This window comes from Nocardia coffeae (assembly GCF_019890715.1).
Taxonomy (GTDB): domain Bacteria; phylum Actinomycetota; class Actinomycetes; order Mycobacteriales; family Mycobacteriaceae; genus Nocardia; species Nocardia jiangxiensis.
The window spans coordinates 405,218-429,122 of record NZ_JAINZY010000007.1 but is presented as its reverse complement, the minus strand read 5'-3'; the positions used below and the strand labels follow the sequence as shown (position 1 = coordinate 429,122).

Below are 23,905 nucleotides of genomic sequence, written 5' to 3'. Positions count from 1 at the left end.
GAATCACCGTTTACTTCGATCCTGGAAAAAGCAGTCCCAACTGCGTAACACGGTGGTCAGGCGAGGAGGGCGTCCGTCCGAACCGCGGTAAACCTTCCCGGACCGCGGCCGCTACAGGCCGATCGATCCGCGCACCCGGCCCCACAGGGTCCTGCCGCGGTCGCGCTCCCGCTCGGCGAACAGGAATCGCAACTCCTCCTCGAGCGCCTTGCGGACCACCGCCTGCAGATCCTCGGCGGCCCTGTCCAGATCCGGCGCATCGGCCCACGGGGTGGTCTCGATGGGTGTGCCCGCCGCGTAGTAGAACCGCTCGGGTTTGGGCAGCAGCGTCGGCCCCAGGCCGCGGACCAGTGGCGGCGTCAGATTGCCGCGCATGCCCAGGGCCTGCACGAGCATCCGCACCGGGCGCATGGCCAGATCGTCACCGTCGAAGATGATGTCGTAGACGTCGTCCGCGCCGATCATCGCCAACGGCACGATCGGTGCGCCGGTCTCGATCGCCATCCGCGCGAAACCGGTGCGGCCCTCCCATTTGAGGACGTACTTCTCCCCCCTTGCGACGCACGGCCTCGCGCCCGCCGCCCGGGAAGACCAGCACCATCTCGCCCTCTTCGAGCAGCGTTCGGCAATTCTCGCGATTGCCCCGCACGCACCCGATACTTTGCAGCAGATGCCGCACACCCGGCACCGTGATCAGCACGTTCTCGGCGAGACCGCGCAGCAGCCGCCCCCGCGTGCGCGCGAGTTCGGGCCACAGCACCGGGGTATCGATGCCCAGGAAATTGTGGTTGCCCACCAGGAGCACCGGGCCGTCCGCGGGAATGTTGTCCAATCCGTGGAATACCGGACTGGTCCATGCCCGCAGCGGCGCCGCGAACGCCTCGAGTCTTCGAATATCGTTCTCGGTCAACGACATTCGTAGCGGCGCGCCATCCGTCAACGTAGTGTCGGCGGTAGCCGTCGCTACCGGCTCGATATCGGACAAGAATCCTCCCTGCAGGCCGTTCGAATGCCGCCATGGTAACGACGCCGGCTGAGAGGATTCTCAGAGCAGACGCTGCCGACCGTGCGCGGCGAATTCGGCCTCGAGCGCGGATCTGCCCGGCTCGGTCAGCGCGGCGTACTCGGGTGCGCCGCGCCCGGACCAGCGGTACACCGCCTCGTCGGTACGCCAGCCCTGTTCCTGAAGCTGCCGTTTGAGCACCTTGTTCGAACCGGTCACCGGCAGATTCGCCGAGACCCGCAGCAGCCTCGGCGTCCCCTTGGTCCCGAGATCGTCTTGGGCACAGAGGAATTCGGCGAACTCACGCAGATCGAACGCGGCCGGATCGGCGACCTCGACCGCCGCCATCACCTGATCGCCCGAGCGCGGATCGGGCACGCCGTAGACCGCCGCGGCGATCACCGCGGGATGACGCCGCAGCACCCGTTCGATCATCAGCGCCGAGGTGTTCTCCCCGTCCACTCGAATCCAGTCGCCCTTGCGACCGGCGAAGTACAGGAATCCGCCGGTATCGATGTAACCCAGATCACCGGTCCAGTACCAGCCGTTGCGGATGCGTTCGGCGTCGGCGACGTCGTTCTTGTAGTACCCCTCGAAGGACAGCGCGCCCGCCTTGTCGACCATCTCGCCGATCGCCTCGTCGGGATTGCGAACCCGCCCGTACTCGTCCAGTTCGGCGCGGACGCATTCGGTCAGCGTGTCCGGGTGCACGACCGCGACCCCGGCATGTGCGGGACGGCCGAGGGCACCGGGCGGCGAGTGCGGATCCAGCGCGACCATGCCGGACCCCTCGCTCGAGCCGTAGCCCTCGAACAGCTCCGCGCCGAAGCGGCGGCGGAATTCTGCCTGGTCCGCCGTCGACGCCTCGGTGCCGAATCCACGGGTCAGGCGGTTGTCGGCATCGTCGGGCGTCTCGGGCGTGGCCATCAGGTAGCCCAGCGCCTTGCCGACGTAGGTGAAGAAGGTCGCGCCGTAGTACCGGATGTCCGGAAGGAATTGGGAGGCAGAGAATTTCGGGGTCAGACAAACAGTCGCCCCGACTGCCAGGGCCGGGGACCACAGCGCCATGATGGCGTTGCCGTGGAACAGCGGCATACAGCAGTACTCCACGTCCTCGCGGATGTGCCCGAATTTCTCGACCGCCGCGTACGCCACCCGGGTCAGGCGGCCCTGGGAGCATTTGACCGCCTTGGACATCCCGGTGGTTCCGGAGGTGAACAGCAACAGCAGCAGCGAGTCCGGTCCCCCGGCGGCCTCCGGTTCGCACCGACGCTCCCGCACCGCGCGCCCGTACTCCGGATCGTCGACCAGCAGAAACCGGTCCCGCGACAATCCGGTGTCCAGATCCCGCAACCGCTCCAGCCCGGCGGCATCGCTGACGATGAGCTGGCAGTCGGTGTACCGGATGTCCGCGCCGAGCTGTTCGGTGCCGCGGGTGGGGTTGATGCCGACCACGGTCGCGCCCGCCAATGCCGCCGCGCCGAGCCAGAACACGAAATCCGGCACGTTCTCCAGCAGCACGCCGATGTGGAACGGGCCGTCGCGGCGCAGCTCCCGGGCCAGCGCCGCGCGCGCCGCCGATTCCCGCACCACCTCGTCCCAGGTCCAGGTGGTGGTGCGGGACAGCAGGCCGGGCCGGTCGTCGCCCAGCCGATCCAGCAGCATCGTCGCGATATCGGTGCGCAGGTGGTCGGTCATCTCGACCTCGCTTTCCCTCAGCCGTTCTCCGGTCGGTTACGAATCCGCGTGCACGAGTTCGATATACGTCTGCGGTAATTCCTCCCGCGACAGCTTGCGGATCTCGGACGGACCCGAATGATAGGAATCCTCACCGATGATCGCCCCGTGCACGTCGATCGGCCACAGCAGCAGTTGCCGGAACACGATCAGATAGTCCGCGGCCGGATCGTCCACCGGGAAGCCCAGCTGCGCGGCGTACGCGCCCGGATAGATCTGCCGCAGGAAACCCTCGGTGACCACGCAGTGGTCGTCGACCACCAGCCGATCGATCTCGAATTCCAGTATGTTGGAACGACTTTCGACAAAGGCTTGATAGTAGCCCCGGACACCGGCGTACGTCTTCGGGCCGACGTCCCGGCCATCGTTCCAGAAGTGATAGTCCGGCTCGGGCGTCAGCGTGCGCATGAGTCCATCCAGATCGGGCACGGCCTCGGCCTTCATATGCTCGATGACGATGCTCAGCACGCGACGATGCCGTTCGTCGGCGGTCTCGGCCAGCCGCTTCTCCAGCGGGGCCCAGGTGCGGTCCGGATCGATGACAGCCATTGTGCGACACTCCTTTTCGGTCATCAGGTGTGCCCGGAGATCATCACCGATCACCCACGCCCGGATCATCCGCCGCGCGTCGGCGGAATGCGTCGCCGGACCCGACGCGCGTCGGGTCACCGCCCGCCAGCTCGGCCGATGACAGTGCGAGCCGGCGCACGGTCAGCACCAGCGTCGCGCAGAACCGGTCCAGCGCCTCGTCCACATTCCAGCCCATGACCGATTCGACGTGCGCGATCCGCGCGGCGACCGTGCTGTGATGCAGATGCAGTTCCGCGGCCGTGCGGCGCAGCGACCCGAAGACGCAGAACGCTTCGAGCGTGTCGACGGCCAGCGCACCTGCCTCGGTCTCGGCGAATCCGTTGATACGCAACATATCCGCCGTTCCCAGCAGGCGCCGCACCGGCAGATCGGCCAGCAACTCCAGCGACCCCAGTCGCTCGAAGGCGACCACCCGGCGGCCCTGCCAAGTCGACGAGGCGAAGCGCAGCGCCCGGCGCGCCTGCTCCCAGGACGACGCCGCCGCGAGCGGCGCCACTCGTTCCCCGATGCCGACCCGCGGACCGGCCGCCCCGGATCGAGAGGACGGAAACAACTGCACCACAGCGGAATTCAGATCATCCGAGATCTGCCGAATCGAACCGGAATCGAGTACCAGCACGGCGGTCGTCGCACCTATGACGACGGATCTGACCACCGACAGCCGGTCGGCGATGATCCGCACCGCATCCTGGGTAGCCGGACCCGTCACCGCGAACACCCGCACCGCGCGTTCGGGATCGATACCCAGCAGTCGCAGTGCCCGCACCCGATCCTCGCGCCGCTCCTTCTCGGACAGCACGACCTCGAGCAGGGCCGGATCGTCCAGATGTAGCGAGCCCGACAGCGACAACCGCACGGCCACCATCTGCAGGCAGTGTCGCAACCGATCCAGCAGCACCGGATGCAGCGGGTGCGCGGGGCCCACCGGTTCGAGCCACACCGCCGGATCCGCGCCGAAGGCATCCAGCGGCGAGGCGCCCGGCACGAGCCGCCCGGACGCGTCGTACCGGATCGTCGTCCCGGACGACCACACCGCACCGACCGGGCATTCCGCCAGCAACGCCGCGGCCCGGACCACGGTATCGGCGTTGGCGGCGGATTCGTCGAAACGATCGAAATATCCGACGACGCGCAGCACCGCGGCGGGATCCGCGCCCAACGCCGACAGCCGCGGAACCTCACCACCCGGCACAGACACCTCGCACCAGCACTCTCCACTTCGGCCGATATCAGACCAGCGTGGCAAGACCGAGGCGGGTTCCGCCAGCAGTCACCGACTCAGTGGGACTCGAGCTTGTGCGATCAGTCCTGGGAAACCAGGCCCTCGGATTCGGCGGATCCCGCGTGCGCGAATTCGGCCAGCGACGCGGCCAGCGAACGCGGAACGCGCGCGCAGACCCGGGTGCCGGACTCCTGATGGTCGGAGCTGATGATGCTGCCGTCCGCGTGGATCCGGGACAGCAGATCGCCGCGGCTGTACGGCAGCAGCACGCTGACCTCGACGTCCAGGCCGCCGAGGATATCGGCCAGGTGGTCGCGGAGGTCCTCGATACCCTGTCCGCTGCGCGCCGAGACGAACACCGCGTCCGGGAGCAGCCCGCGCAACTGGGTCAGCTCCATCGGGTCCAGTGCGTCGATCTTGTTGACCACCAACAACTCCGGCGGAGCCGGGGTCCCGGTCTCGCGCAGCACGTCGATGACGACCGCGCGCACCGCCTTGATCTGCTCGCCGGGCAGCGGATCGGAGCCGTCCACGACGTGCACCAGCAGATCCGCGCCGGTGACCTCCTCGAGCGTCGAGCGGAACGCCTCCACCAGCTGCGTCGGCAGATGCCGGACGAAGCCCACGGTGTCGGTGAACACCACCTCGCGACCGTCCTCGAGGGCGGCGCGACGCGTGGTCGGATCCAGGGTGGCGAACAGCGCGTCCTGTACCAGGATGCCCGCACCGGTCAGCGAGTTCATCAGACTCGATTTACCCGCGTTGGTGTAGCCGACGATCGCCACCGACGGAATGCCGCTGGAGGTGCGCCGGGACCGCTTGGTGTCGCGTGCGGTCTTCATCTCCCGGATCTCGCGGCGCAATTTCGCCATGCGCTCACGGATCCGGCGACGATCGGTCTCGATCTTGGTCTCACCGGGACCACGGGTACCCACACCGCCGCCCGCGCCACCCGCGCGACCACCGGCCTGCCGGGACATCGACTCACCCCAGCCGCGCAACCGCGGCAGCATGTACTCCATCTGCGCCAGCGAGACCTGCGCCTTACCCTCTCGGGAGGTCGCGTGCTGGGCGAAGATGTCCAGAATCAGCGCAGTCCGGTCGATCACCTTGACCTTGACGACCTTCTCCAGCGCGGTCAGCTGCGCGGGAGTCAGCTCGCCGTCACAGACCACGGTGTCCGCGCCGGTGTCGAGTACCACCGCGCGCAGCTCGTCGGCCTTGCCGGAGCCGATGTAGGTGGCCGGATCGGGTTTGTCGCGACGCTGGATCAGCGCGTCGAGCACCTGCGAGCCCGCGGTCTCGGCGAGTGCGGCCAGTTCGGCCATGCTCGCATCGGCCTGTGTCGCGGTGCCCTCGGTCCACACTCCGACCAGCACGACCCGTTCCAGGCGCAGCTGCCGGTATTCGACCTCGGTGATGTCGGTGAGCTCGGTGGACAGACCCGCGACGCGTCGCAGCGAGCTGCGCTCCTCGAGCTGCAGCTCGCCGACAGTCGGTTCGGGAGCCCAGCCGCCGCCCGCACGATCCTCGTCCGGGGCGGTCGTATCCTCCGGGGCCAACTCGTCGACCGGAGTGAACTCATACGTTTCGGATTTCCTCATATACCTCCATGCTCCCACGACAGAACACGAAGATGCACTCGAGTTATTTCCGGCACGGCCTGCACGTCCTGGCGGGTGCGGTCATCCGCGACCGATACGAGGATCAGATCTCGTCCCACCACTGCCCGGCGATGCGACCGGAGGCGACCAGTTCGGACGGCCCGCGCAACCGGGCGTTGCCGTGGTCGATCGTGACGGTGACCGCTCCCCCGGGCACCCGCACGACCACCTCGCCGGAGTCCTGCTCGATCGCGAAGCCCTCGCGTACCAGTGCCGCGGCGGCCGCGGCCACGGTTCCCGTTCCGCAGGAACGCGTTTCGCCGACGCCGCGTTCGTACACGCGCATGTCGACCCCCCGCGCGGCGGAGCCGGAATCCCCCAGCGCGGTGAGGATTTCGACGTTCACACCGTGCGGGAACATCTCGGGCGCGTAGCCGGGAGCCACGGTCAGATCGAGTTTCGCCAGGGCCTCGGCGGTCAGTTCCGGATCCACACAGGCCAGGTGCGGATTGCCGACGTCGATGCCGATACCCGGCAGCGCCCGGCCGCCGAGCGTCGCGAAGGATTCGCCCAGCTGCCGCACGGTGCCCATGTCGACGGTGACCTCACCGTGCACCCGATCCGCGGCGTGCACGATCACCGGCCGAGCCCCCGCACGTGTTCCGACCACGAACGATCCGCTGGTCTCCGCGCCGATCACCGCCAGATGATGGGCGAACACCCGCACCCCGTTACCGCACATCTCCGCGATCGAACCGTCGGCGTTGCGGTAGTCCATGAACCAGTCGTCCGGACCGATCCCCTCGGGCAGCGCGTCCAGCACACCGGCTTCGACCAGGGGCTCACCCCACGCCACCCGCAACACACCGTCCGCGCCCAGGCCGCGCTGCCGATCGCACAGCGCCGCCACCCGGCTCGCCGTGAGATCCAGCTCGGCCTCCGGGTCGAACAGGATCACGAAATCGTTCTGCGTGCCGTGGCCTTTGGTGAATTCGATATCGGACACTCCCGCATTCTCCCCGTTCCGCACCACACCACTCGTCACCGGGGTCCGCCCGGATCTCCGTATCGCGTCCAACACCGAGTCCGAGGCGGAGATTCCGTCAAGGGGCATTCCCGAAAAACCTCACCCGCTCCGAAGCGACCATCGATCGCGCAGAACCCACCGGCTGCTCGGCTGCGGAACCGTATCTCAGTGCTCCAAGCGTTCGCGGGTGTCCGGGGCGAGGAGGGACAGCACGTGTTCGAGGGCAGTTTCGGGGAGGTCGGGGGCAGCGCCGTCCAGCCAATGCACGCGGGGGTCGCGGCGGAACCAGGAGCGCTGACGGCGCACGTAGCGGCGGGTGCCGATGAAGGTGCGTTCCTGAGCATGCGCGAGGTCGTATTCGCCGTCGAGGTAGGCGAGCACCTGAGCATATCCGATTGCACGGCAGGCGGTTCGGCCTTCTCGCAAGCCCTGTTCGAGCAGGGTGCGCACCTCGTCCACGAGCCCCTCCTCGAACATCGCCGCCGTGCGGATCTCGATGCGCGCATCGAGCTGGGCGGTCTCCCGGTCGACACCGAGAATGATTGTGCCCCAATATGGTTCGCCGATCCGAGGCTGTGAGGCGGCGAACGGGCGGCCGGTGAGTTCGATTACCTCGAGCGCGCGCACCATGCGGCGTCCGTCGGTGGCCAGAATCGTCTGCGCCGCAACGGGATCAGCCTCCAGGAGCGCGGCATGCACGGCGGCAACACCCTCCTCGGCGAGCAACGCCTCCCATTTCGCGCGCACCTGCGGATCGGTGGCCGGAAAATCCCACCGGTCCAGCAGCGCCTGGACGTACATCATCGATCCGCCCACGATGACCGGGGTGCGCCCGCGCGCCATGATGTCCTCGACATCGGCCGAGGCGCCGCTCTGATAGGCCGCGACGGTGGCGGTTTCGGTGACGTCGAGCACGTCGAGCTGGTGGTGGACGATGCCGCGACGTTGTGCGACCGGCAGTTTGGCGGTGCCGATATCCATGCCGCGATACAGCTGCATGGCATCGATGTTGACGATCTCGCCGTCCAGGCGTTGCGCCAATTCCAGTGCGAGATCGGACTTTCCGGTGGCGGTGGGACCGACCACCGCGATCGGGGTGATCACGAACCGGCCCCGGAACGCCAGGTGCTCACCTGATAGCCGACACCGAAAGGCGCTGCCCGGTAGAGGGTTTCGACCTTCGGGACATCAGCGGAGAACAACCCGGCCAGCACCTGGTAGGCCGCGCGGCCCGACACGCCGAGTTCAGCGCACAGATCGGTGTCCAGCGTCGTCAGAGCGGTCCGGTCGCCTGCGGACAGGGCGTCATCGATCTCGTCCTGTACCGCCTGCGCACGTGGATCGAAGTAGCCGGGCGCACTGGTCGACAAGGTGGCCGCACCGTCCGCGATCAGCAGCACACCGTGTGTTCCGGGTTCCGCGTCCAGCTCGCGACGCAGCCGCTCGCCCAGTTCGACACAGTGCGCCAGCGCAGCGTCGTGATCCACCAGACGCGCCGTGGCCGTCACACCGTCCCCCGCACATCCGCGCGCCCATCCGCCGATCAGCACCGGCAGCGGCAGATCGGGATCAGCGGGAGCGTTCCCCTCCAGCGCGTCATCCGACAGTGCGACACGGACATCGGCCCCGTACCCCCGGAACGTACCGACCGTCCCGGTATCGAATACGAGGACCTCGCCTCGGGTCGCGCTCGGCCCCGGCGACACGCCCGCCGCCTCCGTGACGAAGGTCCCCACTTCACCGGGACCTCTGTCGGCCGCCATATCCACCCCGACAACCGTCCACCGCGACGCCTGCCCGGCCAGTTCGCGCACCGCGGTGAGCACCGCTTCCCGCAACGCGGGCACCCGGGCCGCGAGATGCGCGTCATCGGCCCCGGGGCGTCCGCCGCACAATTCGGGGACCAGCACGGGCGGTGAGGGGATCAACGCGGCGAGACAGAACACGTCGTCAACGGTAGCGGCCCGCCCCGGCAGCGCGGCGCGGCCGGTCCGGACAGGGTGCGCACCGGTCCGTTCGGCCGGTTACGGGGGCATGGCGACGGGCGCTCGCGCGCACCCTCCCGCGATGGGCTCTACCACGTATTCGCGGTCCCTGCCACCGCTCGCGCTGCGCCACCGCCGATAAGAGGCGGCGTATCTGCGGTTCGGCTGGTTGAATGGGATGAAGCTAGGGCGTAACCAGGCAGCCGTGACGCGCGGCAGGGACGAGGAGTGATGACCGAGAACAGCGGAACCGAGAAGGCTACCCATCCGGACACCGGCACGGCGCAGCAGTCCAGCACCCCCGCCACACCAGGAGCCACGCCCGCCGATACAGCGGCACGGCCCGGTCCGGTCCCCAAACCCGGTGCACCGCGGCCGGGCGCACCGAAACCGGGTACCCCGACACCCGGTGCCCGCAAACCCCAGGCGCCCACACCGCACGAGGCGCCCAAACCTCATGCGATCAAGCACGCGCCGGGCGCGTCGCAGGAACATCCGCATCCGGTGGTGGTGCCCACGGTCAGCGATCCGAGCCGCTGGGGCCGCGTCGACGAGGACGGCACCGCCTGGGTCAAGACCGCCGAGGGCGAGCGGCAGATCGGCTCCTGGCAGGCCGGTGACGCCACCGAGGGCCTGGCGCACTTCGGCCGCCGCTTCGACGATCTGGCCACCGAGGTAGGGCTGCTCGAGGCGCGCCTGGCGGCCGGCACCGACGCCCGCAAGACCAAGACCGCGGCCCTCGCGCTTGCCGAGTCGTTGCCCACGGCGGCGGTGATCGGCGACGTCGACGGCCTGGCCCGGCGCCTGCAGGCGATCGCCGAGCACTCCGACGAGGCGGCCGCGCAGGCCAGGGAGGAGAAGGAGCGCTCCCGGCACGAGCAGACCGAGCGCAAGGAGAACCTGTGCGCGGAGGCCGAGCAGATCGCCAACGACTCCACCCAGTGGAAGGCCGCCGGCGATCGGCTGCGCGAGATCCTGGACGAGTGGAAGACCATCCGCGGGGTGGACCGCAAGGTCGACGACGCCCTGTGGCGACGGTTCTCCAAGGCGCGTGAGGCGTTCAACCGCCGCCGGGGCGCGCATTTCGCCGAACTCGATCGCGAACGGGCCGCGGCCAAGTCGCGCAAGGAAGAGTTGTGCGTGCGCGCCGAGGAACTGTCCGCCTCGACCGACTGGGCCGGCACCGCCTCGGTGTTCCGTGATCTGCTGACCGATTGGAAGGCCGCGGGCCGGGCCCCGCGCGAGGCCGACGATCAGTTGTGGCGGCGTTTCAAGAGCGCCCAGGACGTCTTCTTCGGGGCGCGCAATGCCGCGGCCTCGGAGCGGGACGCCGAATTCGAGGAGAACGCGACTGCCAAACTCGAGCTGCTGTCCTCCTTCGAGCACCGGATCGCGGCCCATCTGGAGTCGGATCTGGACGGCGCACGCACCGAACTGCGGCATCTGCAGGACAAGTGGGACGAGATCGGCAAGGTGCCGCGCGAGCGCATGCAGGAACTCGAGGGGCGGTTGCGCGGGATCGAGAAGCAGGTCCGCGATGCGGCCGACACCCAGTGGCGGCGCTCCGACCCCGAGGCCGTGGCGCGCGCCGCGCAGTTCCGCGAGCGGGTCGCCCAGTTCGAGGAGCAGGCGGCCAAGGCACAGGCGGCCGGTCGCACCCGCGATGCGGACAAGGCCCTCGAGCAGGCCCAGCAGTGGCGCGAATGGGCCGAGGCCGCCGAGGGTGCGGTCACCCGGCGCTGAGTCCTCCGGCACCAACCTGCGAGTACTGAATCATCTTGCCCGGTAACCGGACTCGGCAACGACGCCGCGTCCGATCACCGTCGACGCCATGGGGGCAGCCTGCACCGAGCAGCCGCCCGGTGCGCGCTACTCGTCCTCGGGCTCGCCTCGCAGCCAGCGTCGGCTGCGCTCCTCTTCCTCGGCGGCGGCCAGACGACGCTGTTCCTCGGCCTCGAGCTGGACGGCGGTGCGGCTCCAGACCACCTTGAGCCAGTGGAAGGTCAGCACGACCATCGCGATCGCGCCGAGGATCAGGCCGATCGACGGTCCGGCGCCGTGGTAGTTGCCCAGGTCCGGGGTTTGCCGGTGCCAGATGGACAGCACGCCGAAGACGCTGCCGACGGCCGACCCGGCGACCGCGATCCACGCCAGGGTCCAGCGACGGGTCAGCAGGGCCAGCGACGAGAAGCCGATGCCGAAGATCAGCACGAACCACTGGAACACCCGCGACGGCAGCCCGATGTGGTCGGCGACTGCCGTGTGGTCGAACAGCAGGATGTCCATTCCGCGGGTGTGCCCGGTATGCGGCAGGACCAGGGTCAGCAGCAGCACGAACACAGCGGCCGCGACCACCATCGCGCGATAGCCGGGATCGATCTCACCGGCGATCTTGCGCTCGACCGCCTCCAGGTCGTCGTGATACGACTCGAAGACCTGAGTCTGCTCGGGATTCATCTGCTCCTCGTTCGACTGGGAATCGCTGCTCTGGGCACCGGACGCGGCAGCAGTGTCCGACGCGGCACCGGTTTCGTCCGAATCATCCTGCGGCACAATGGATTCGGCACCCTTTTCGGCCGCGTCGCCGACCGGCGCGCCGGCCTCGGACACCCGATCGGCCGACGCCCCGGGATCGCCGTGCGCACCGGCCGAGCCCGACTCGCCGGGCCGGGATTCGTCTTCGGGACGTTCGAGCATCAGTTCTCCACCACTCGTCGCGGTTCTCCGATGGGGTGATCCGGTTTCCGCATCACCTCGGGCCGGGCATCCGGCCGTCGCCACCGAGTCACGGTCCCACCCTACGACTCGACGTCACGGCACTACGACCCGACGTCGTACCAGCGCGCCGGACGACCGATCACACCTCACACCCGGACGCGCAGCCCGCGGTGGCGGGCAGCGGTTCCGGTGCGCCGATTCGCGGCAGGCCGAGGCCGACGCCGATCGGGGCGGTCTTGGGCGTGATGCCCCGCTCGTGCGAATCGCCCGCACGGGTGCGGCGATGCTCGCGGATCTCGCTGTCGGCGATCAGGTGGTGCGGCGCGGCCTCGGTGAGCACGACGCTGACGATGTCACCGGGCCGGATGGTGTTGTGCTCCGGCGGGCGGAAGTGCACGAGCCGCCCGTCGCGGGCCCGCCCGCTCATTCGGGCGGTGGCGGCGTTCTTCTTGCCCGCACCGTCGGCGACCAGCAGTTCCACCTCGGTGCCGAGCAACGCCCGGTTGGCCTCGAGGGAGATCTCCTCCTGCAGCGCGATGAGCCGGTCGTACCGCTCCTGCACCACCGCCTTGGGCACCTGATCGGCCATGGTGGCCGCGGGCGTGCCCGGACGGATCGAGTACTGGAAGGTGAACGCGCTGGTGAAACGCGCCTGCCGCACCACGTCCAGGGTCTGCTGGAAGTCCTCTTCGGTCTCGCCCGGGAAGCCCACGATGATGTCGGTGGTGATCGCGGCGTGCGGCATCGCGGCACGCACCTTCTCGATGATGCCCAGATAACGCGCCGACCGATACGACCGGCGCATCGCCTTGAGCACCCGGTCCGAACCCGACTGCAGCGGCATGTGCAGCTGCGGGCACACGTTCGGGGTCTGCGCCATCGCCTCGATGACGTCGTCGGTGAACTCGGCCGGATGCGGTGAGGTGAACCGGACCCGCTCGAGGCCCTCGATACTTCCGCAGGCACGCAGCAGCTGCGCGAACGCACCCCGATCGCGCTGCTCGTCCGGATCCGCGAAGTTCACCCCGTAGGAATTGACGTTCTGCCCGAGCAGGGTCACCTCGAGCACCCCCTGATCGACCAGCGCCTGCACTTCGGCGAGCACATCGCCGGGACGCCGGTCCACTTCCTTGCCGCGCAGCGACGGCACGATGCAGAAGGTGCAGGTGTTGTTGCAGCCGACCGAGATGGACACCCAGCCCGCATAGGCCGACTCGCGCTTGGCGGGCAGCGTCGAGGGGAACGCCTCGAGCGATTCGAGGATCTCGACCTGCGCCTGCTCGTTGTGGCGGGCCCGCTCGAGCAGCACCGGCAGCGAGCCGATGTTGTGCGTGCCGAACACCACGTCGACCCACGGCGCGCGGCGCAGCACCGTGTCGCGATCCTTCTGGGCCAGGCAGCCGCCGACCGCGATCTGCATACCGGGCCGATCGGCCTTGATCGGGGCCAGATGCCCGAGCGTGCCGTAGAGCTTGTTGTCCGCGTTCTCGCGCACCGCGCAGGTGTTGAACACCACCAGATCCGCGGTCGAGCCGGGCGCGGCCCGATGATATCCGGCGTCCTCGAGCAGGCCCGAGAGCCGTTCGGAGTCGTGCACGTTCATCTGGCACCCGTACGTGCGCACCTCGTAGGTACGGGTCGCGTCCGCGGCGGCCACCGCTGGATCCGCGGCACCAGCTGCCACCTGCATCGACGAATTCACCCGTCCAGGGTATCGGTAGTGCGCAAATCCGGATCGGCCCGTTCCCCGGGCCGAGCGGCGGCGATGCCGGTCCGGCGCGCCGAGGGCTTTCCGGGCAAGATCCTGAGGCATCGACCGGCATTGCCGCACACTGGGAATGCCACCCGTCCGCACTCACCACCGCTGCGTTGTTCGGCAGAGAGGGCATTCGATGAGGTTCACCCGGGCACTGCGCCTCGGCATCGGCGTTCTGGCACTCACGGTCGTGGCGAGCGGATGCGGCGCGGGCAGCCCCAGAACCGCCGTTCAGGATGCCGCGGCCGGAAAGCTCACCGTCGGTATCAAATTCGATCAGCCCGGGATGGGTCTGCAGAATCGAGACGGCTCGTTCTCCGGGTTCGATGTGGACGTCGCGACATATGTCGCGGGCAAACTGGGCGTCGCGCCGCAGAACATCACGTTCAAGGAGGCGCCCTCGGCCCAGCGCGAGCGGCTGATCCAGAGCGGGCAGGTCGACATGGTCGTGGCGTCCTATTCGATCACCGACCAGCGCAAGCAGAAGGTCGATTTCGCCGGGCCGTACTTCGTCGCGCATCAGGGCCTGCTGGTCCGGGCGGACAACACCGCCATCCACGATCCGAACTCGCTGCCCGCGGGCAGCCGGCTGTGCACGGTGGCGGGGTCCACCTCCGCCGATCAGGTGAAGCGGGAATTCCCGCAGGGCGTGAAACTGACCGAGTACGACACCTATTCGCTGTGCGTGGAGGCGCTGCAGAGCAAGATGGTCGACGCGGTCACCACCGACGACATCATCCTGGCGGGCTATCAAGCGCGCTCGCCCCGGCTGCTGAAGCTGCTCGGGCCGATCACCCTCGACGGCAAGCCGGTGCAGGAGCTCTACGGCATCGGATTGCGCAAGGGCGACAACGAATCCCGCACGAAAATCGGCGACGCGATCAGCGCGATGCTCACCGATCCGGCCAAGCCGTGGCAGACCGCGCTGACCAAGAACCTCGGCACGGACTTCCCGATCCCCGCACCGCCCTCGGTCGACCGCTACTGACCGCGGCGTTCCGGCACCCCGACGCCCGGAGTTCGCGGCCGCCGTTGGACTCACGCCGCGTGAAAATATTTCCTGGCGGGAGCATCATTTCTACCGTTGCCGAATGACCGCCAACGAGTCCTCGCAGCCCGATTCGACCACGCCCGAAGACCCAAGCGCCGCTTGGAGTTTCGAGACCAAACAGATCCACGTGGGGCAGGTGCCGGACGGCACCACCAACGCCCGCGCGCTGCCGATCTACCAGACCACCTCCTACACCTTCCGCGACACCGCGCACGCGGCGGCGCTGTTCGGTCTGGCCGAGCCCGGCAACATCTACACCCGCATCGCCAATCCCACCCAGGACGCGGTGGAGCAGCGGATCGCCGCGCTCGAGGGCGGCGTGGCCGCACTGCTGCTGTCCTCCGGACAGGCCGCGGAGACCTTCGCCCTGCTCAACATCGCCGGGGCCGGTGACCACATCGTGTCCAGCCCGCGGCTGTACGGCGGCACCTACAACCTGTTCCACTACACGCTGCCCAAGCTCGGCATCACCGTCGAATTCGTCGAGGACCCGGACGATCTCGAGCAGTGGCGTGCGGCGATCCGCCCGAACACCAAGGCGCTCTACGGCGAAACGGTGTCCAACCCGCAGAACCACATCCTGGACATCCCCGGCATCGCGGAGGTCGCGCACGCCGCGGGTGTGCCGCTGATCGTCGACAACACCGTTCCCACACCGTATTTGATCCAGCCGCTGAAGCACGGCGCCGATATCGTGGTGCATTCGGCGACGAAGTATCTGGGCGGCCACGGCGCGGCGATCGCCGGTGTGATCGTCGACGGCGGCACGTTCGACTGGACCGTGCAGGATGCCGAGGGCAAGCCGCGTTTCCCGGGCTTCGTCGAGGCGGATGCCAGCTACCACGGTGTGGTCTACGCGGACCTGGGCGCTCCGGCGTACGCGCTCAAGGCACGCGTGCAGCTGCTGCGTGACCTGGGCTCGGCCATCGCGCCGTTCAACGCGTTCCTGATCAGCCAGGGCCTCGAGACGCTGAGCCTGCGGGTCGAGCGGCACGTGCAGAACGCGCAGGCGGTGGCCGAATTCCTTTCCGAGCGTGCGGAAGTCACCTCCGTCGCCTATGCCGGTCTGCCCTCCTCGCCGTGGTACGAGCGCGGAAAGCAGTTGGCCCCCAGGGGAACCAGCGCGATCATCGGCTTCGAGCTGGCCGGTGGCGTGGACGCCGGGAAGCGTTTCGTGGAGGCGCTGACCCTGCACAGCCACGTCGCGAACATCGGTGACGTCCGTTCGCTGGTGATCCACCCGGCCTCGACCACCCACTCGCAGCTGACCCCGCAGGAGCAGCTCGCCGCGGGCGTCACCCCGGGTCTGGTGCGCCTGGCGGTCGGCGTCGAGGGGATCGAGGACATCCTCGCCGATCTGCGGACCGGATTCGCCGCGGTCTGATCTTGCTTCGGGACGTCGGGCTCCGCGCAGGAGCCCGACGTGCGCGGGGTGATGTGTCGCCGCAACCGACCTATGCTGGCCGGATGAGCACACCCGCAACGCTGGTGACCGTAGCCGAGGATGTGGATTCGGTGACCACGATCGGAGACGAGGACGATCCGGCCGCCGCCGGGCTGAGCAAGGCGCAGGTCGAGTCGGTGTGGGATGCGGTCCGGGCGTGGTACCGGCTGGGTACCACGCCCGCGATCCAGGTCTGCCTGCGCCGCAACGGTCGCGTCGTGCTGAATCGCGCCGTCGGGCACGGCTGGGGTAACGCGCCCGGCGACGATCCCACCGCCGAGAAAGTCCCGCTGACCCCGGATATGCCGTTCTGCGGATTCTCCACCGCGAAGGGCGTCGCCGCCGCGGTCATGGCCATGCTGATCGAGCAGGGATTCTTCGCGTACGACGATCCGGTGGCACAGCACATTCCCGAGTTCGCCGCGCACGGCAAGGAGTCGATCACGATCGGCGACGTACTGTCCCACGCGGCGGGCGTGCCGTTCGTGACCGGGCCATACCGGGGTTTCGAGCTGGTGGTGGACGACGAGCTGGCCGCGCGGGCGCTGGCCGATCTGACCCCGGCCTGGCCGCGACGGCGGTTCCGGGTCTATCACGCGATGACCGGCGGGCTGATTCAGCGGCTGCTGGTGCAGCGGGTCACGGGCAAGCGGATGCGCGATCATCTGGCCGAGCAGATCCTGGACCCGCTGGGTTTCCGGTGGACCAGTTTCGGGGTCCGGGCCCAGGACGTCGAGCTGGTCGTGCCCAGTGTCCAGACGGGACCGAAACCGTCCCCGATGATGAAGTTCCTGGCGCACAAGGCACTCGGCGGTGCGTTGAACGGACCGATCTCGGCGGAGAAGAATCGCGATTTCCTCACCGCCGAACTGCCCTCGGGCAATCTGGTCACCACCGCTTCGGAGCTGTCGCGTTTCTACGAGATCCTCACGCGTGGAGGGGAATTGGACGGCGTACGGATCATGAAGCCCGATACCGTCCGGATGGCGGCCGCACCGGCGAAGTGGATTCCCGGCGCCGCGGGGCGGGTCAGCCGGGCCGGATTCGAACTCGGCGCGCGGCGGTCCAAATTCGGCCCGAACACCGAATCACATTTCGGCCGTAGCGGTTTGACCACGCAGTACGGCTGGGCCGATCCGGCTCGCGGGCTGTCCGGAGCGATTCTGACCAGCGGTAAGGCGTCGACCGACGTCAAGCGTCCGGTCCAGCTGTGTGCGCGGATCGCCCAGGTCATCGGACATTCCGAGGCGGGCGGCTTCGAGCTCTGAACCAGGGGTCTCAGGGCCGAATTCGCAACTCGTTGTGGATGATTCGGGCGGCCTTGGCCATGATCGCCTCCGCACCCGGCTGCACCACCGCCGGGACCCGGGACTGGGTCAGGACCGCCACCGCGAGAGTCTGCCCGTCGGCGTGTTCGACGACGCCCACCTCGTGACGGAAGTTCAGCAGTGAGCCGGTCTTGGAGGACCAGCGCGAGGCATCGGAGCTGAAGTCCGGGGCGAGCCGGTGCCGGATCATGTTGTCCGCCATCAGTTCCCGGGTCCGGGCGGCGGTCGGCTCGGTGATGCTCGCGGGTCGCCACAGCCCCTGCAGCAGGTCTGCGAAGGCGCGGGCCGAACCGGTGTTCGCGCTCCCGACGTCCAGCTGCGGCACCGGGTGGCCGTGTCCGGCGGTGGCCGCCTCGATGGCGAGGGTATGGGCCAGATACGCCTGGGCCTGCTCGAACGCCTCGGCCGGGGTGCGGGTCAGATCGTCCATGAGGTGCCGCACGGCGATCCCGTCGTAACCGAGCCGGCGCAATTCGGCGGCCACCGCGGCGGGCGGCGTCAGCGCGAACAGCGCATCGGCCGCGGCGCTGTCGCTGATGGCGATGCTCAGGTACAGCAGGTCTTCCAGCGCGATCGTCGCGGGATGCCGGAACTTCGCCACCCCGATCGGCCCCGGTGTGGCGATCGCCCCCGGGCGCACCGTGATCGGCGTGGCCGGATCCAGCTCCCCGCGCCCGATCCGCTCCAACGTGGCCACCACCAGCGGCACCTTCACCAGCGAGGCGATCGGCCACTCCAGCTCCGCATCGATCCCGAGCTCATCCCCGCTGTCCAGATCCCGCACCAGGATCGACCCGCGCAGGCCGGCATCGTCCAACTCCTGCCGCGCCACCCGCACCGCCGTGGTCATTCCCATTGCCGCACAGCCTTTCTCATGGACCTACCACCGCATTCGTGGAACACATTCCGTGCCGTCCGCACCATGGAGTCCGCATACGGCTCGTCGGCCTACCTCCCGCCAATCCGCCGCCCAGCGCGCCGATCTGCCTCATCGCGTGCAAGGCTCGGCAGTTCCCTTGTCGCCCAGCCAATGACGGAAAACAAGACTGCCTGCCGCCACTACCGCGCATCGCCGTTGCCGGTCGTTTCCGCGCGGGCGTCCGGCAGGCCGAGGCAGCGCGCGATGCCGCGGTGGGGCAGGGTTGCGATGCGGTCGGCGTCCTCGGGGTGGGCCGCGGTGATGTCGTAGCCGCGGGCGGGATCCAGTTCGCCGATGGGCCGCCAGTTCAGGCCCAATTCGGTGGCCTGGGCCGGTGAGCAGAGCAGCAGGTCGTCGGAGGCGAGGACCGCGGCCGCGGCGGTGACGAGAGCCGGGCCCACGACGACCTGGACGGGTTGCAGGCCGAGCGAATCACGCAGGCGGATGATGCGGTCGCGAATGTGGGGCACATCGTCCTCGGGTTGAATCCAGACTCGGCGGCGGCGACTGTCGCGGTCCGCGCGTCCGGCGCGCAGCGTCTCCAGGTAGATCGGCGTGCTGTGCGGGCCGCCGGTTTCGGCCAGTCCCAACGGGATTCGCCAGACCGCACGATCGGCGGGCACGGCGATCAGGGCCGCGCGCACCTCCTGAGTGCGGGCCAGTTCGGCGCGTTCGCGCGGGTCGGCCGGATGCAGATCCAGGGTGAGGCCGCAGGCCGTGCCGTCGGCGACCAGGCGAGCCAGCGGGAGCGGACCGCAGACCGCGGGCACCGCCATCCGGAACGGGCGGCTGCGGGCGCGTTCGGCCTCGTCCTGCATCGCCTCGGCGAGTTCGACCAGGCGACGCGCCGAGGGCAGCATGTCGCGACCGAAGGCGGTGAGGGTCGCGGTCCGCGAGGTCCGGTCGAGCAATCGGGCCCCGAAATGCTGTTCGAGCGCGGCGATGCGACGGCTGGCGACCGACTGCGGGATCCGCGCCGCGGCGGCCCCGGCGGTGAAACTGCCGTGACTGCTGACCGAGACGAAGGCTCGGCATGCGGCGACGATATCCACGATGCGGCAGTCTATGCCGATTCGGCATCGTCGCGGTGATTTCTGTCTTGGACGGCATCGAAGATCGGTGCCAGGCTCGTCGTCACCACGCCGCCCGCTCCGGTGCGGCGGTCGACAAGGAAGGTGACCTCGATGTTCCATTCCGTCCGGAGCCGCCGGGTCGCTGTCACTCTCGCGGTCGGCACGGCGCTGCTGGCGCTGTGCGCCTGCGGCTCGGGCAATTCGGGTTCCTCCGTGGCTGCCACCTCGGTCGCCTCGCCGACGACACCGGTCGGCGGCACCGCGTTGTCGGGCCGATTCGGTGAGCTCGAAGGCCGATTCGGTGCGCGCCTGGGGGTTTTCGCGCTGGACACCGGGTCCGGACGCACCGTGGAGTACCGCGCCGACGAGCGGTTCGCGTTCTGTTCCACGTTCAAGGCCCTGGAAGCGGGCGTGATCCTGACCACCGCGAGCCCCGCCGAACTGGATCGCCGAATCACCTACACCGCAACGGATCTCACCGCCTACGCACCGATCACCCGACAGCACGTGGCCGACGGGATGACGGTGCGGGAACTGCTGGACGCCGCGGTGCGCTACAGCGACAACACCGCCGCCAACCTACTGTTCGGACTGCTGGGCGGCCCGGCCGGTCTGCAACACGACCTGCGGAATCTGGGCGATCAGGTGACCCGGAGCGACCGTCTCGAACCCGCGCTCAGCGAAGCCACCCCGGGCGATCCGCGCGACACCAGCACGCCCCGCACCTTCGCCACCGACCTGCGCACCTACGTCCTGGGCACCGCGCTGCCGACGGACAACCGCGCGCTGCTGACCACGATGTTGCGCACCAATACGACCGGTGCGGGGCTCATCCGCGCCGGTGTCCCGGCCGATTGGGTGGTCGGCGACAAGACCGGCAACGGCGACTACGGCACCCGCAACGACATCGCCGTCCTCTGGCCGCCCCGTCGGGCCCCGATCGTCCTGGCCGTCATGTCCACCCGCCACGGCCACGACGACACCTACGACAACGCCCTCATCGCCCAAGCCGCGAACGCCGCGGTCACGGCATTGAGCTGAAACCAATCCCGCACGGACACAACAGAATCGAATCAGGACCGATGAACGGAAATATTCCACCACTGACGCGCCGAGGACTGTTCGGCGTGGGCGCGGGTGTCGCGGCGGCGGTAGGCGGCGCGGCCTGCGGGACCGCCGAGGAGAACACCCGCCCCGCACGACAGCTGACCGGGATCCGGCTGCGCTGGTGGGGCAACAACAGCTGGGAGATCCGGATCTCCACTCCCGGCGGCGACCGGACGGTGCTGATCGATCCGTGGCTCACCAGATTCCGGACCGGCACCTACACCCCCGCCGGCGCCGACCCGACGACGCCCCTGTCGGTGGACACCGCCCTGATCGACCACTACGTGGACAGCGGCGAACTGCGCGCCGACCACATTCTGGTCACCCACGGGCACTACGACCACATCACCGACGTCCCGTACCTGGCCCAGCGCACCGGCGCCACGGTGATCGGCACCGAATCGCACCTGAATCTCCTGATCTCGCTCGGCGCTCCGCAGGATCAGCTGTCGCTGGCGTCGGGCGGCGAGTACATCGACTGCGGCACTCACCAGATCCGGGTGCTGCGCTCCCTGCATTCCCAGCTCGGTCCCCGCGCCCGCATACCGTTCCCGGGCACCCGTCCAGCAGCCCCGCCGCCGCGCCCACGCACCATCGCGGACCTGGTCGAAGGCGGCACGCTCGCCTACCAGATCGACAGCCGCGGCGGTTCGGTCCTGAACCTGGGCGGTTCGAACTACATCGAATCCGAACTGACCACCCTGCGCCCCGACGTCCTGCTCCTGCCCGTCGGCGGTTCGAATGTGCACGACTATGTCCCGCGCCTCCTGCACGCCCTGGGAAACCCGCCTCACATCCTCCCGACGCACTGGGACGATTTCGACCTCCCCCTGAGTCGGCCCGCGAAGGACACCGGCGGACTGGCCCGGCTCCGCAAAGCCGTCACCGCAGCCAGCCCGTCCAGCGCCTTCGTCGTCGTGGACCACCTTCAGACGTATCCCGCCTGATCATCGCGACGTCAGTGCGGAATCATGTTCCGGCGGAACAACTCCGGCGCTCTCGGGCAGGTCCCCCGGTTCATTCGCCCGCGGCCGATACGACCGGCTCGCAACGCACCTCGAAATTGACCGAGTTGGCGATGAAACACATCTCGTGTGCGCGCTCGTGCAGAATCCGTGTCCGGTCGACGTGCTCGGAGTCGACAATTCGCACCTGCGGACGCAACACCACTTCCGAGAAGTGGCCACTCCCATCAGCCGTTTCGACCATGGTCCCGGACGGGCGATCGGTGTAATCCGTGACGACTATCCGCTCCTGCGAACACAGTGCGAGAAACCAGAGCATATGACACTGCGACAGGCTGGCGACCAGCAGTTCCTCCGGGTTCCACCGCTCCGGAACACCGCGGAATGCCGGGTCGGCGCTACCGGCAATCACCGGCTTGCCCAGCGCCGAAACATCGTGTGCGCGCTCGTATTCCCGATATCCGCTGGTACCCGCACCCGTATTACCGGTCCAGGTCACATCAACCTCGTATTGATGAGTCTTCGGCACCACAATCTCTCTTTCCCGAGATGAATTCAGAAATATTCACACCACACCTGACAACAGATGTCCGCCGCGCATCCCGCCTGAATACCGAGACCAACCGGCGGATTCATCTTGTGCCGCTCTTCGCGAGCAGACAGCGCGACAGGCGGTCCCGACAGTGCGAACGACCGCACAGCCCGCGCCCATCAGTTCGTACATCCACCCGTCCGGTCCCCTGCACGTTGGCCGCGACCACCTTCTCCCGGACCGCCCCGAACTGGTCGAACAACTCGGTCACCATCTGGCGGCGACTCATTCCTGGGTATATAGGCAGGATGCGCTGGTGAGCAGTCGAGCGAGCACCTGGACAGGTGGACCCGGAATCGTTCGACACCGGGATACTTCTCGCCGAGTGATGTGGCGGCGAATCCGGTGGCGAGATAGAAGCAGAGGGAATCGGCGTCCGTCTCGGCTACCAGATCCGAATCCGGATGGCGGGAACGGATCTCGGCCAGCAGACGCCGACCGGCACCGGTGCGCCGATGCGGCTCGATTGTCGCGATGTGCCGGAGAGTGATTCCGGCGTGGTCCAGCTTGTATCCCGCCACACCGATCGGCCGGCCGTGCATGATCAACGCGAGAAGCACTGCGTCGCAATCGTTCCGGTAGAACTCGCATGCGGCGGTGAGTCGGGAGCGATCACCGCCGATCGCGGCGAACAGCACCTCGGCCACGGGTGGAGCGTCTACGTCTGCGGGGATGATTCGGGCCGGAGGCGCCGGATCACCCGATGTCGGCGGCTGCCAGTTCGGCTTTGACGAGTGCATAGGCTCGGGACTGGTTGTAGCCGCGGCGGGCGAGCATGCCTACCAGGCGGCGGATCAGCTTGTCGCGGTCCAGGTTTCGGGGTGTGCTGCGGAGTTTGCGTTGGATCAGGGCGATGGCGGCCTCGTCGGGGTCGGCATCGGGAGTGTTGTGTTCGGCGGTGGCGTCGTCAACGGCATTGTCATTGCCGGGCAGGGCATCGTGATCGGCCGAGTAGTCACCGTCGGTGGTGTGTCGGTGACCGACCGGCGCGAGACGTTCGGGCGCGGTGCCTTCCGAGGACGTGGGGCCGGGCGGTTCGGCGCGACGCAGGGTCGAGCCGGGGCGTTCGGGGCGGGGCGGGGCAGGGAGGTCGGCCTCGGCGACGGCCGCCTTCACCACCGCATAGGCGGTGGACGGGTCGTAGCCTTTGCGGGCCAACATTCCCACGAGGCGGCGAGTTGCCTTGTCCCGGTCCAGATCCGCGGGGAGGGTGCGGAGTTTGCGGTGCACCAGGTCGGTCGCGCGAGTGTGTTCGTCGTCGACGCTGATGGACTCCAGGGCCGGAGCCGCGACGTCGGGGGCGATGCCTTTACGGCGCAACTCCTGAGCGAGCACCTTCTTCCCCTTGCCGGAGTAGGTGTGCCGGGAATGGACCCACTGCTCGGCGAACGCCGCATCATCGATCAGGCCGACAGCCGCGAGCCGATCCAGCACCCGCTCGGCCACCTCGGGCGCAAAACCCTTGTCCGCCAACTTGTCCGCCAATTCGGCCCGGCTGCGGGCCCGATCGGTCAGCAACCGCAGACACAGATCCTTGGCCTGCGCCTCGGTTCCAGCCGGAGTCTCCCGCTCGGCCCCCTCCCCTCGTCGCCGCGCTCCGCGCCGGGAACGACGCCCGGAGTCATCGCCCCCTCCGGGACTGCTATCCGACCGGCTCTCCGCTCGAGACGAATCAGCGTCCAACCGCCGCGCCCGAGTACCCGATGCCCCGAAACGCTCATCCGAATCCGTTCGGCCGGAACGGTATCCACGATCATCACCCGGGGCGAATGCCCGCCGCACC

At 68.6% G+C, this 23,905-nt stretch carries 21 protein-coding genes and 1 pseudogene; 6 read left to right on the top strand and 16 right to left on the bottom strand.

Annotation, left to right across the window (positions count from 1 at the left end; translation table 11 throughout):
- Positions 1-111 precede the first annotated feature (111 nt).
- The 9 genes from K7711_RS47825 to K7711_RS26610 form a co-directional block, all read right to left on the bottom strand.
- Positions 112-504: a lysophospholipid acyltransferase family protein gene (locus K7711_RS47825; RefSeq protein ID WP_235747773.1), complete on the bottom strand. Its 393-nt coding sequence runs from the start codon at positions 502-504 to the stop codon at positions 112-114.
- Complete coding sequence (locus K7711_RS47820) at positions 422-985, bottom strand: 1-acyl-sn-glycerol-3-phosphate acyltransferase (RefSeq protein ID WP_235747772.1); 564 nt, start codon at positions 983-985, stop codon at positions 422-424. Before K7711_RS47820 ends, K7711_RS47825 begins: the two co-directional genes overlap by 83 nt.
- 60 nt (positions 986-1,045) lie before the next feature.
- Positions 1,046-2,701 carry a steroid-22-oyl-CoA synthetase gene (gene casI, locus K7711_RS26640; RefSeq protein ID WP_222972159.1) on the bottom strand — a complete coding sequence of 552 codons (1,656 nt, stop codon included), beginning with the start codon at positions 2,699-2,701 and terminating at the stop codon, positions 1,046-1,048.
- A gap of 36 nt (positions 2,702-2,737) precedes the next feature.
- Positions 2,738-3,289 (bottom strand): nuclear transport factor 2 family protein, encoded by a 552-nt coding sequence (locus K7711_RS26635; protein ID WP_222972158.1) that lies wholly within the window; start codon positions 3,287-3,289, stop codon positions 2,738-2,740.
- A 43-nt stretch (positions 3,290-3,332) separates the two neighbouring features.
- On the bottom strand, positions 3,333-4,529 hold the full coding sequence (locus K7711_RS26630) for a PucR family transcriptional regulator (RefSeq protein ID WP_372460192.1): 1,197 nt from the start codon (positions 4,527-4,529) through the stop codon (positions 3,333-3,335).
- Between the two features lie 104 nt (positions 4,530-4,633).
- Entirely contained in the window at positions 4,634-6,157 is a 1,524-nt protein-coding gene (hflX, locus tag K7711_RS26625; protein ID WP_222972157.1) for a GTPase HflX, read from the bottom strand.
- 103 nt (positions 6,158-6,260) lie between these two features.
- A complete protein-coding gene (dapF, locus tag K7711_RS26620) occupies positions 6,261-7,154 on the bottom strand; it encodes a diaminopimelate epimerase (protein WP_222972217.1) in 894 nt (297 codons plus the stop codon).
- A 195-nt stretch (positions 7,155-7,349) separates the two neighbouring features.
- Positions 7,350-8,288 (bottom strand): tRNA (adenosine(37)-N6)-dimethylallyltransferase MiaA, encoded by a 939-nt coding sequence (gene miaA / locus K7711_RS26615; RefSeq protein ID WP_222972156.1) that lies wholly within the window; start codon positions 8,286-8,288, stop codon positions 7,350-7,352.
- Positions 8,285-9,130 carry a class III extradiol ring-cleavage dioxygenase family protein gene (locus K7711_RS26610; protein WP_222972155.1) on the bottom strand — a complete coding sequence of 282 codons (846 nt, stop codon included), beginning with the start codon at positions 9,128-9,130 and terminating at the stop codon, positions 8,285-8,287. Before K7711_RS26610 ends, miaA begins: the two co-directional genes overlap by 4 nt.
- Positions 9,131-9,400: 270 nt before the next feature.
- On the opposite strand from K7711_RS26610, the gene K7711_RS26605 reads away from it, so the two are divergent.
- Complete coding sequence (locus K7711_RS26605; RefSeq protein WP_222972154.1) at positions 9,401-10,912, top strand: DUF349 domain-containing protein; 1,512 nt, start codon at positions 9,401-9,403, stop codon at positions 10,910-10,912.
- Between the two features lie 126 nt (positions 10,913-11,038).
- Here the strand turns inward: K7711_RS26605 and K7711_RS26600 are convergent, their stop codons facing one another.
- Both K7711_RS26600 and miaB read right to left on the bottom strand, forming a co-directional pair.
- Positions 11,039-11,626 (bottom strand): Rv2732c family membrane protein, encoded by a 588-nt coding sequence (locus K7711_RS26600; RefSeq protein ID WP_222972216.1) that lies wholly within the window; start codon positions 11,624-11,626, stop codon positions 11,039-11,041.
- A gap of 400 nt (positions 11,627-12,026) precedes the next feature.
- Entirely contained in the window at positions 12,027-13,577 is a 1,551-nt protein-coding gene (miaB, locus tag K7711_RS26595; RefSeq protein ID WP_222972215.1) for a tRNA (N6-isopentenyl adenosine(37)-C2)-methylthiotransferase MiaB, read from the bottom strand.
- A 202-nt stretch (positions 13,578-13,779) separates the two neighbouring features.
- On the opposite strand from miaB, the gene K7711_RS26590 reads away from it, so the two are divergent.
- The 3 genes from K7711_RS26590 to K7711_RS26580 all read left to right on the top strand — a co-directional run bounded on the left by K7711_RS26590 (position 13,780) and on the right by K7711_RS26580 (position 17,406).
- A complete protein-coding gene (locus K7711_RS26590; RefSeq protein ID WP_222972153.1) occupies positions 13,780-14,631 on the top strand; it encodes a glutamate ABC transporter substrate-binding protein in 852 nt (283 codons plus the stop codon).
- A 103-nt stretch (positions 14,632-14,734) separates the two neighbouring features.
- Positions 14,735-16,078 carry a bifunctional o-acetylhomoserine/o-acetylserine sulfhydrylase gene (locus tag K7711_RS26585; protein WP_222972152.1) on the top strand — a complete coding sequence of 448 codons (1,344 nt, stop codon included), beginning with the start codon at positions 14,735-14,737 and terminating at the stop codon, positions 16,076-16,078.
- A gap of 83 nt (positions 16,079-16,161) precedes the next feature.
- Positions 16,162-17,406, top strand: a complete 1,245-nt coding sequence (locus tag K7711_RS26580; RefSeq protein ID WP_222972151.1) for a serine hydrolase — start codon at positions 16,162-16,164, stop codon at positions 17,404-17,406.
- A gap of 10 nt (positions 17,407-17,416) precedes the next feature.
- Here the strand turns inward: K7711_RS26580 and K7711_RS26575 are convergent, their stop codons facing one another.
- Together K7711_RS26575 and K7711_RS47815 are read right to left on the bottom strand one after the other, a co-directional pair.
- Positions 17,417-18,322 (bottom strand): serine hydrolase, encoded by a 906-nt coding sequence (locus K7711_RS26575; RefSeq protein ID WP_222972150.1) that lies wholly within the window; start codon positions 18,320-18,322, stop codon positions 17,417-17,419.
- A gap of 203 nt (positions 18,323-18,525) precedes the next feature.
- Entirely contained in the window at positions 18,526-19,437 is a 912-nt protein-coding gene (locus tag K7711_RS47815; RefSeq protein WP_308014952.1) for a LysR family transcriptional regulator, read from the bottom strand.
- 132 nt (positions 19,438-19,569) lie between these two features.
- On the opposite strand from K7711_RS47815, the gene bla reads away from it, so the two are divergent.
- Positions 19,570-20,499: a class A beta-lactamase gene (bla, locus tag K7711_RS26565; RefSeq protein WP_222972149.1), complete on the top strand. Its 930-nt coding sequence runs from the start codon at positions 19,570-19,572 to the stop codon at positions 20,497-20,499.
- 41 nt (positions 20,500-20,540) lie between these two features.
- Positions 20,541-21,512, top strand: coding sequence for an MBL fold metallo-hydrolase (locus tag K7711_RS26560; protein WP_222972148.1), 972 nt, complete (start codon positions 20,541-20,543; stop codon positions 21,510-21,512).
- 70 nt (positions 21,513-21,582) lie between these two features.
- On the opposite strand, the gene K7711_RS26555 is transcribed toward K7711_RS26560, so the two are convergent.
- The 3 genes and pseudogenes from K7711_RS26555 to recX all read right to left on the bottom strand — a co-directional run.
- The gene (locus K7711_RS26555) at positions 21,583-22,059 is read right to left on the bottom strand and encodes an OsmC family protein (protein ID WP_222972147.1); all 477 of its coding nucleotides are present in this window, start codon (positions 22,057-22,059) and stop codon (positions 21,583-21,585) included.
- A 759-nt stretch (positions 22,060-22,818) separates the two neighbouring features.
- The gene (locus K7711_RS49360; RefSeq protein ID WP_372460195.1) at positions 22,819-23,238 is read right to left on the bottom strand and encodes a hypothetical protein; all 420 of its coding nucleotides are present in this window, start codon (positions 23,236-23,238) and stop codon (positions 22,819-22,821) included.
- Positions 23,221-23,805, bottom strand: a pseudogene (recX, locus tag K7711_RS47805) (recombination regulator RecX); the annotation flags it as partial. The pseudogene recX and the gene K7711_RS49360, both read right to left, overlap by 18 nt.
- Positions 23,806-23,905 lie beyond the last annotated feature (100 nt).

Excerpts from the sequence above, each read along its gene's own strand:
- K7711_RS47825 (WP_235747773.1), bottom strand. The coding sequence starts at position 504 with ATGGCGATCGAGACCGGCGCACCGATCGTGCCGTTGGCGATGATCGGC.
- casI (WP_222972159.1), bottom strand. The coding sequence starts at position 2,701 with ATGACCGACCACCTGCGCACCGATATCGCGACGATGCTGCTGGATCGG.
- K7711_RS26635 (WP_222972158.1), bottom strand. The coding sequence starts at position 3,289 with ATGGCTGTCATCGATCCGGACCGCACCTGGGCCCCGCTGGAGAAGCGG.
- hflX (WP_222972157.1), bottom strand. The coding sequence starts at position 6,157 with ATGAGGAAATCCGAAACGTATGAGTTCACTCCGGTCGACGAGTTGGCC.
- K7711_RS26605 (WP_222972154.1), top strand. The coding sequence starts at position 9,401 with ATGACCGAGAACAGCGGAACCGAGAAGGCTACCCATCCGGACACCGGC.
- K7711_RS26600 (WP_222972216.1), bottom strand. The coding sequence starts at position 11,626 with ATGAATCCCGAGCAGACTCAGGTCTTCGAGTCGTATCACGACGACCTG.
- miaB (WP_222972215.1), bottom strand. The coding sequence starts at position 13,577 with ATGCAGGTGGCAGCTGGTGCCGCGGATCCAGCGGTGGCCGCCGCGGAC.
- K7711_RS26590 (WP_222972153.1), top strand. The coding sequence starts at position 13,780 with ATGAGGTTCACCCGGGCACTGCGCCTCGGCATCGGCGTTCTGGCACTC.
- K7711_RS26585 (WP_222972152.1), top strand. The coding sequence starts at position 14,735 with ATGACCGCCAACGAGTCCTCGCAGCCCGATTCGACCACGCCCGAAGAC.
- K7711_RS26580 (WP_222972151.1), top strand. The coding sequence starts at position 16,162 with ATGAGCACACCCGCAACGCTGGTGACCGTAGCCGAGGATGTGGATTCG.
- K7711_RS26575 (WP_222972150.1), bottom strand. The coding sequence starts at position 18,322 with ATGGGAATGACCACGGCGGTGCGGGTGGCGCGGCAGGAGTTGGACGAT.
- bla (WP_222972149.1), top strand. The coding sequence starts at position 19,570 with ATGTTCCATTCCGTCCGGAGCCGCCGGGTCGCTGTCACTCTCGCGGTC.
- K7711_RS26560 (WP_222972148.1), top strand. The coding sequence starts at position 20,541 with ATGAACGGAAATATTCCACCACTGACGCGCCGAGGACTGTTCGGCGTG.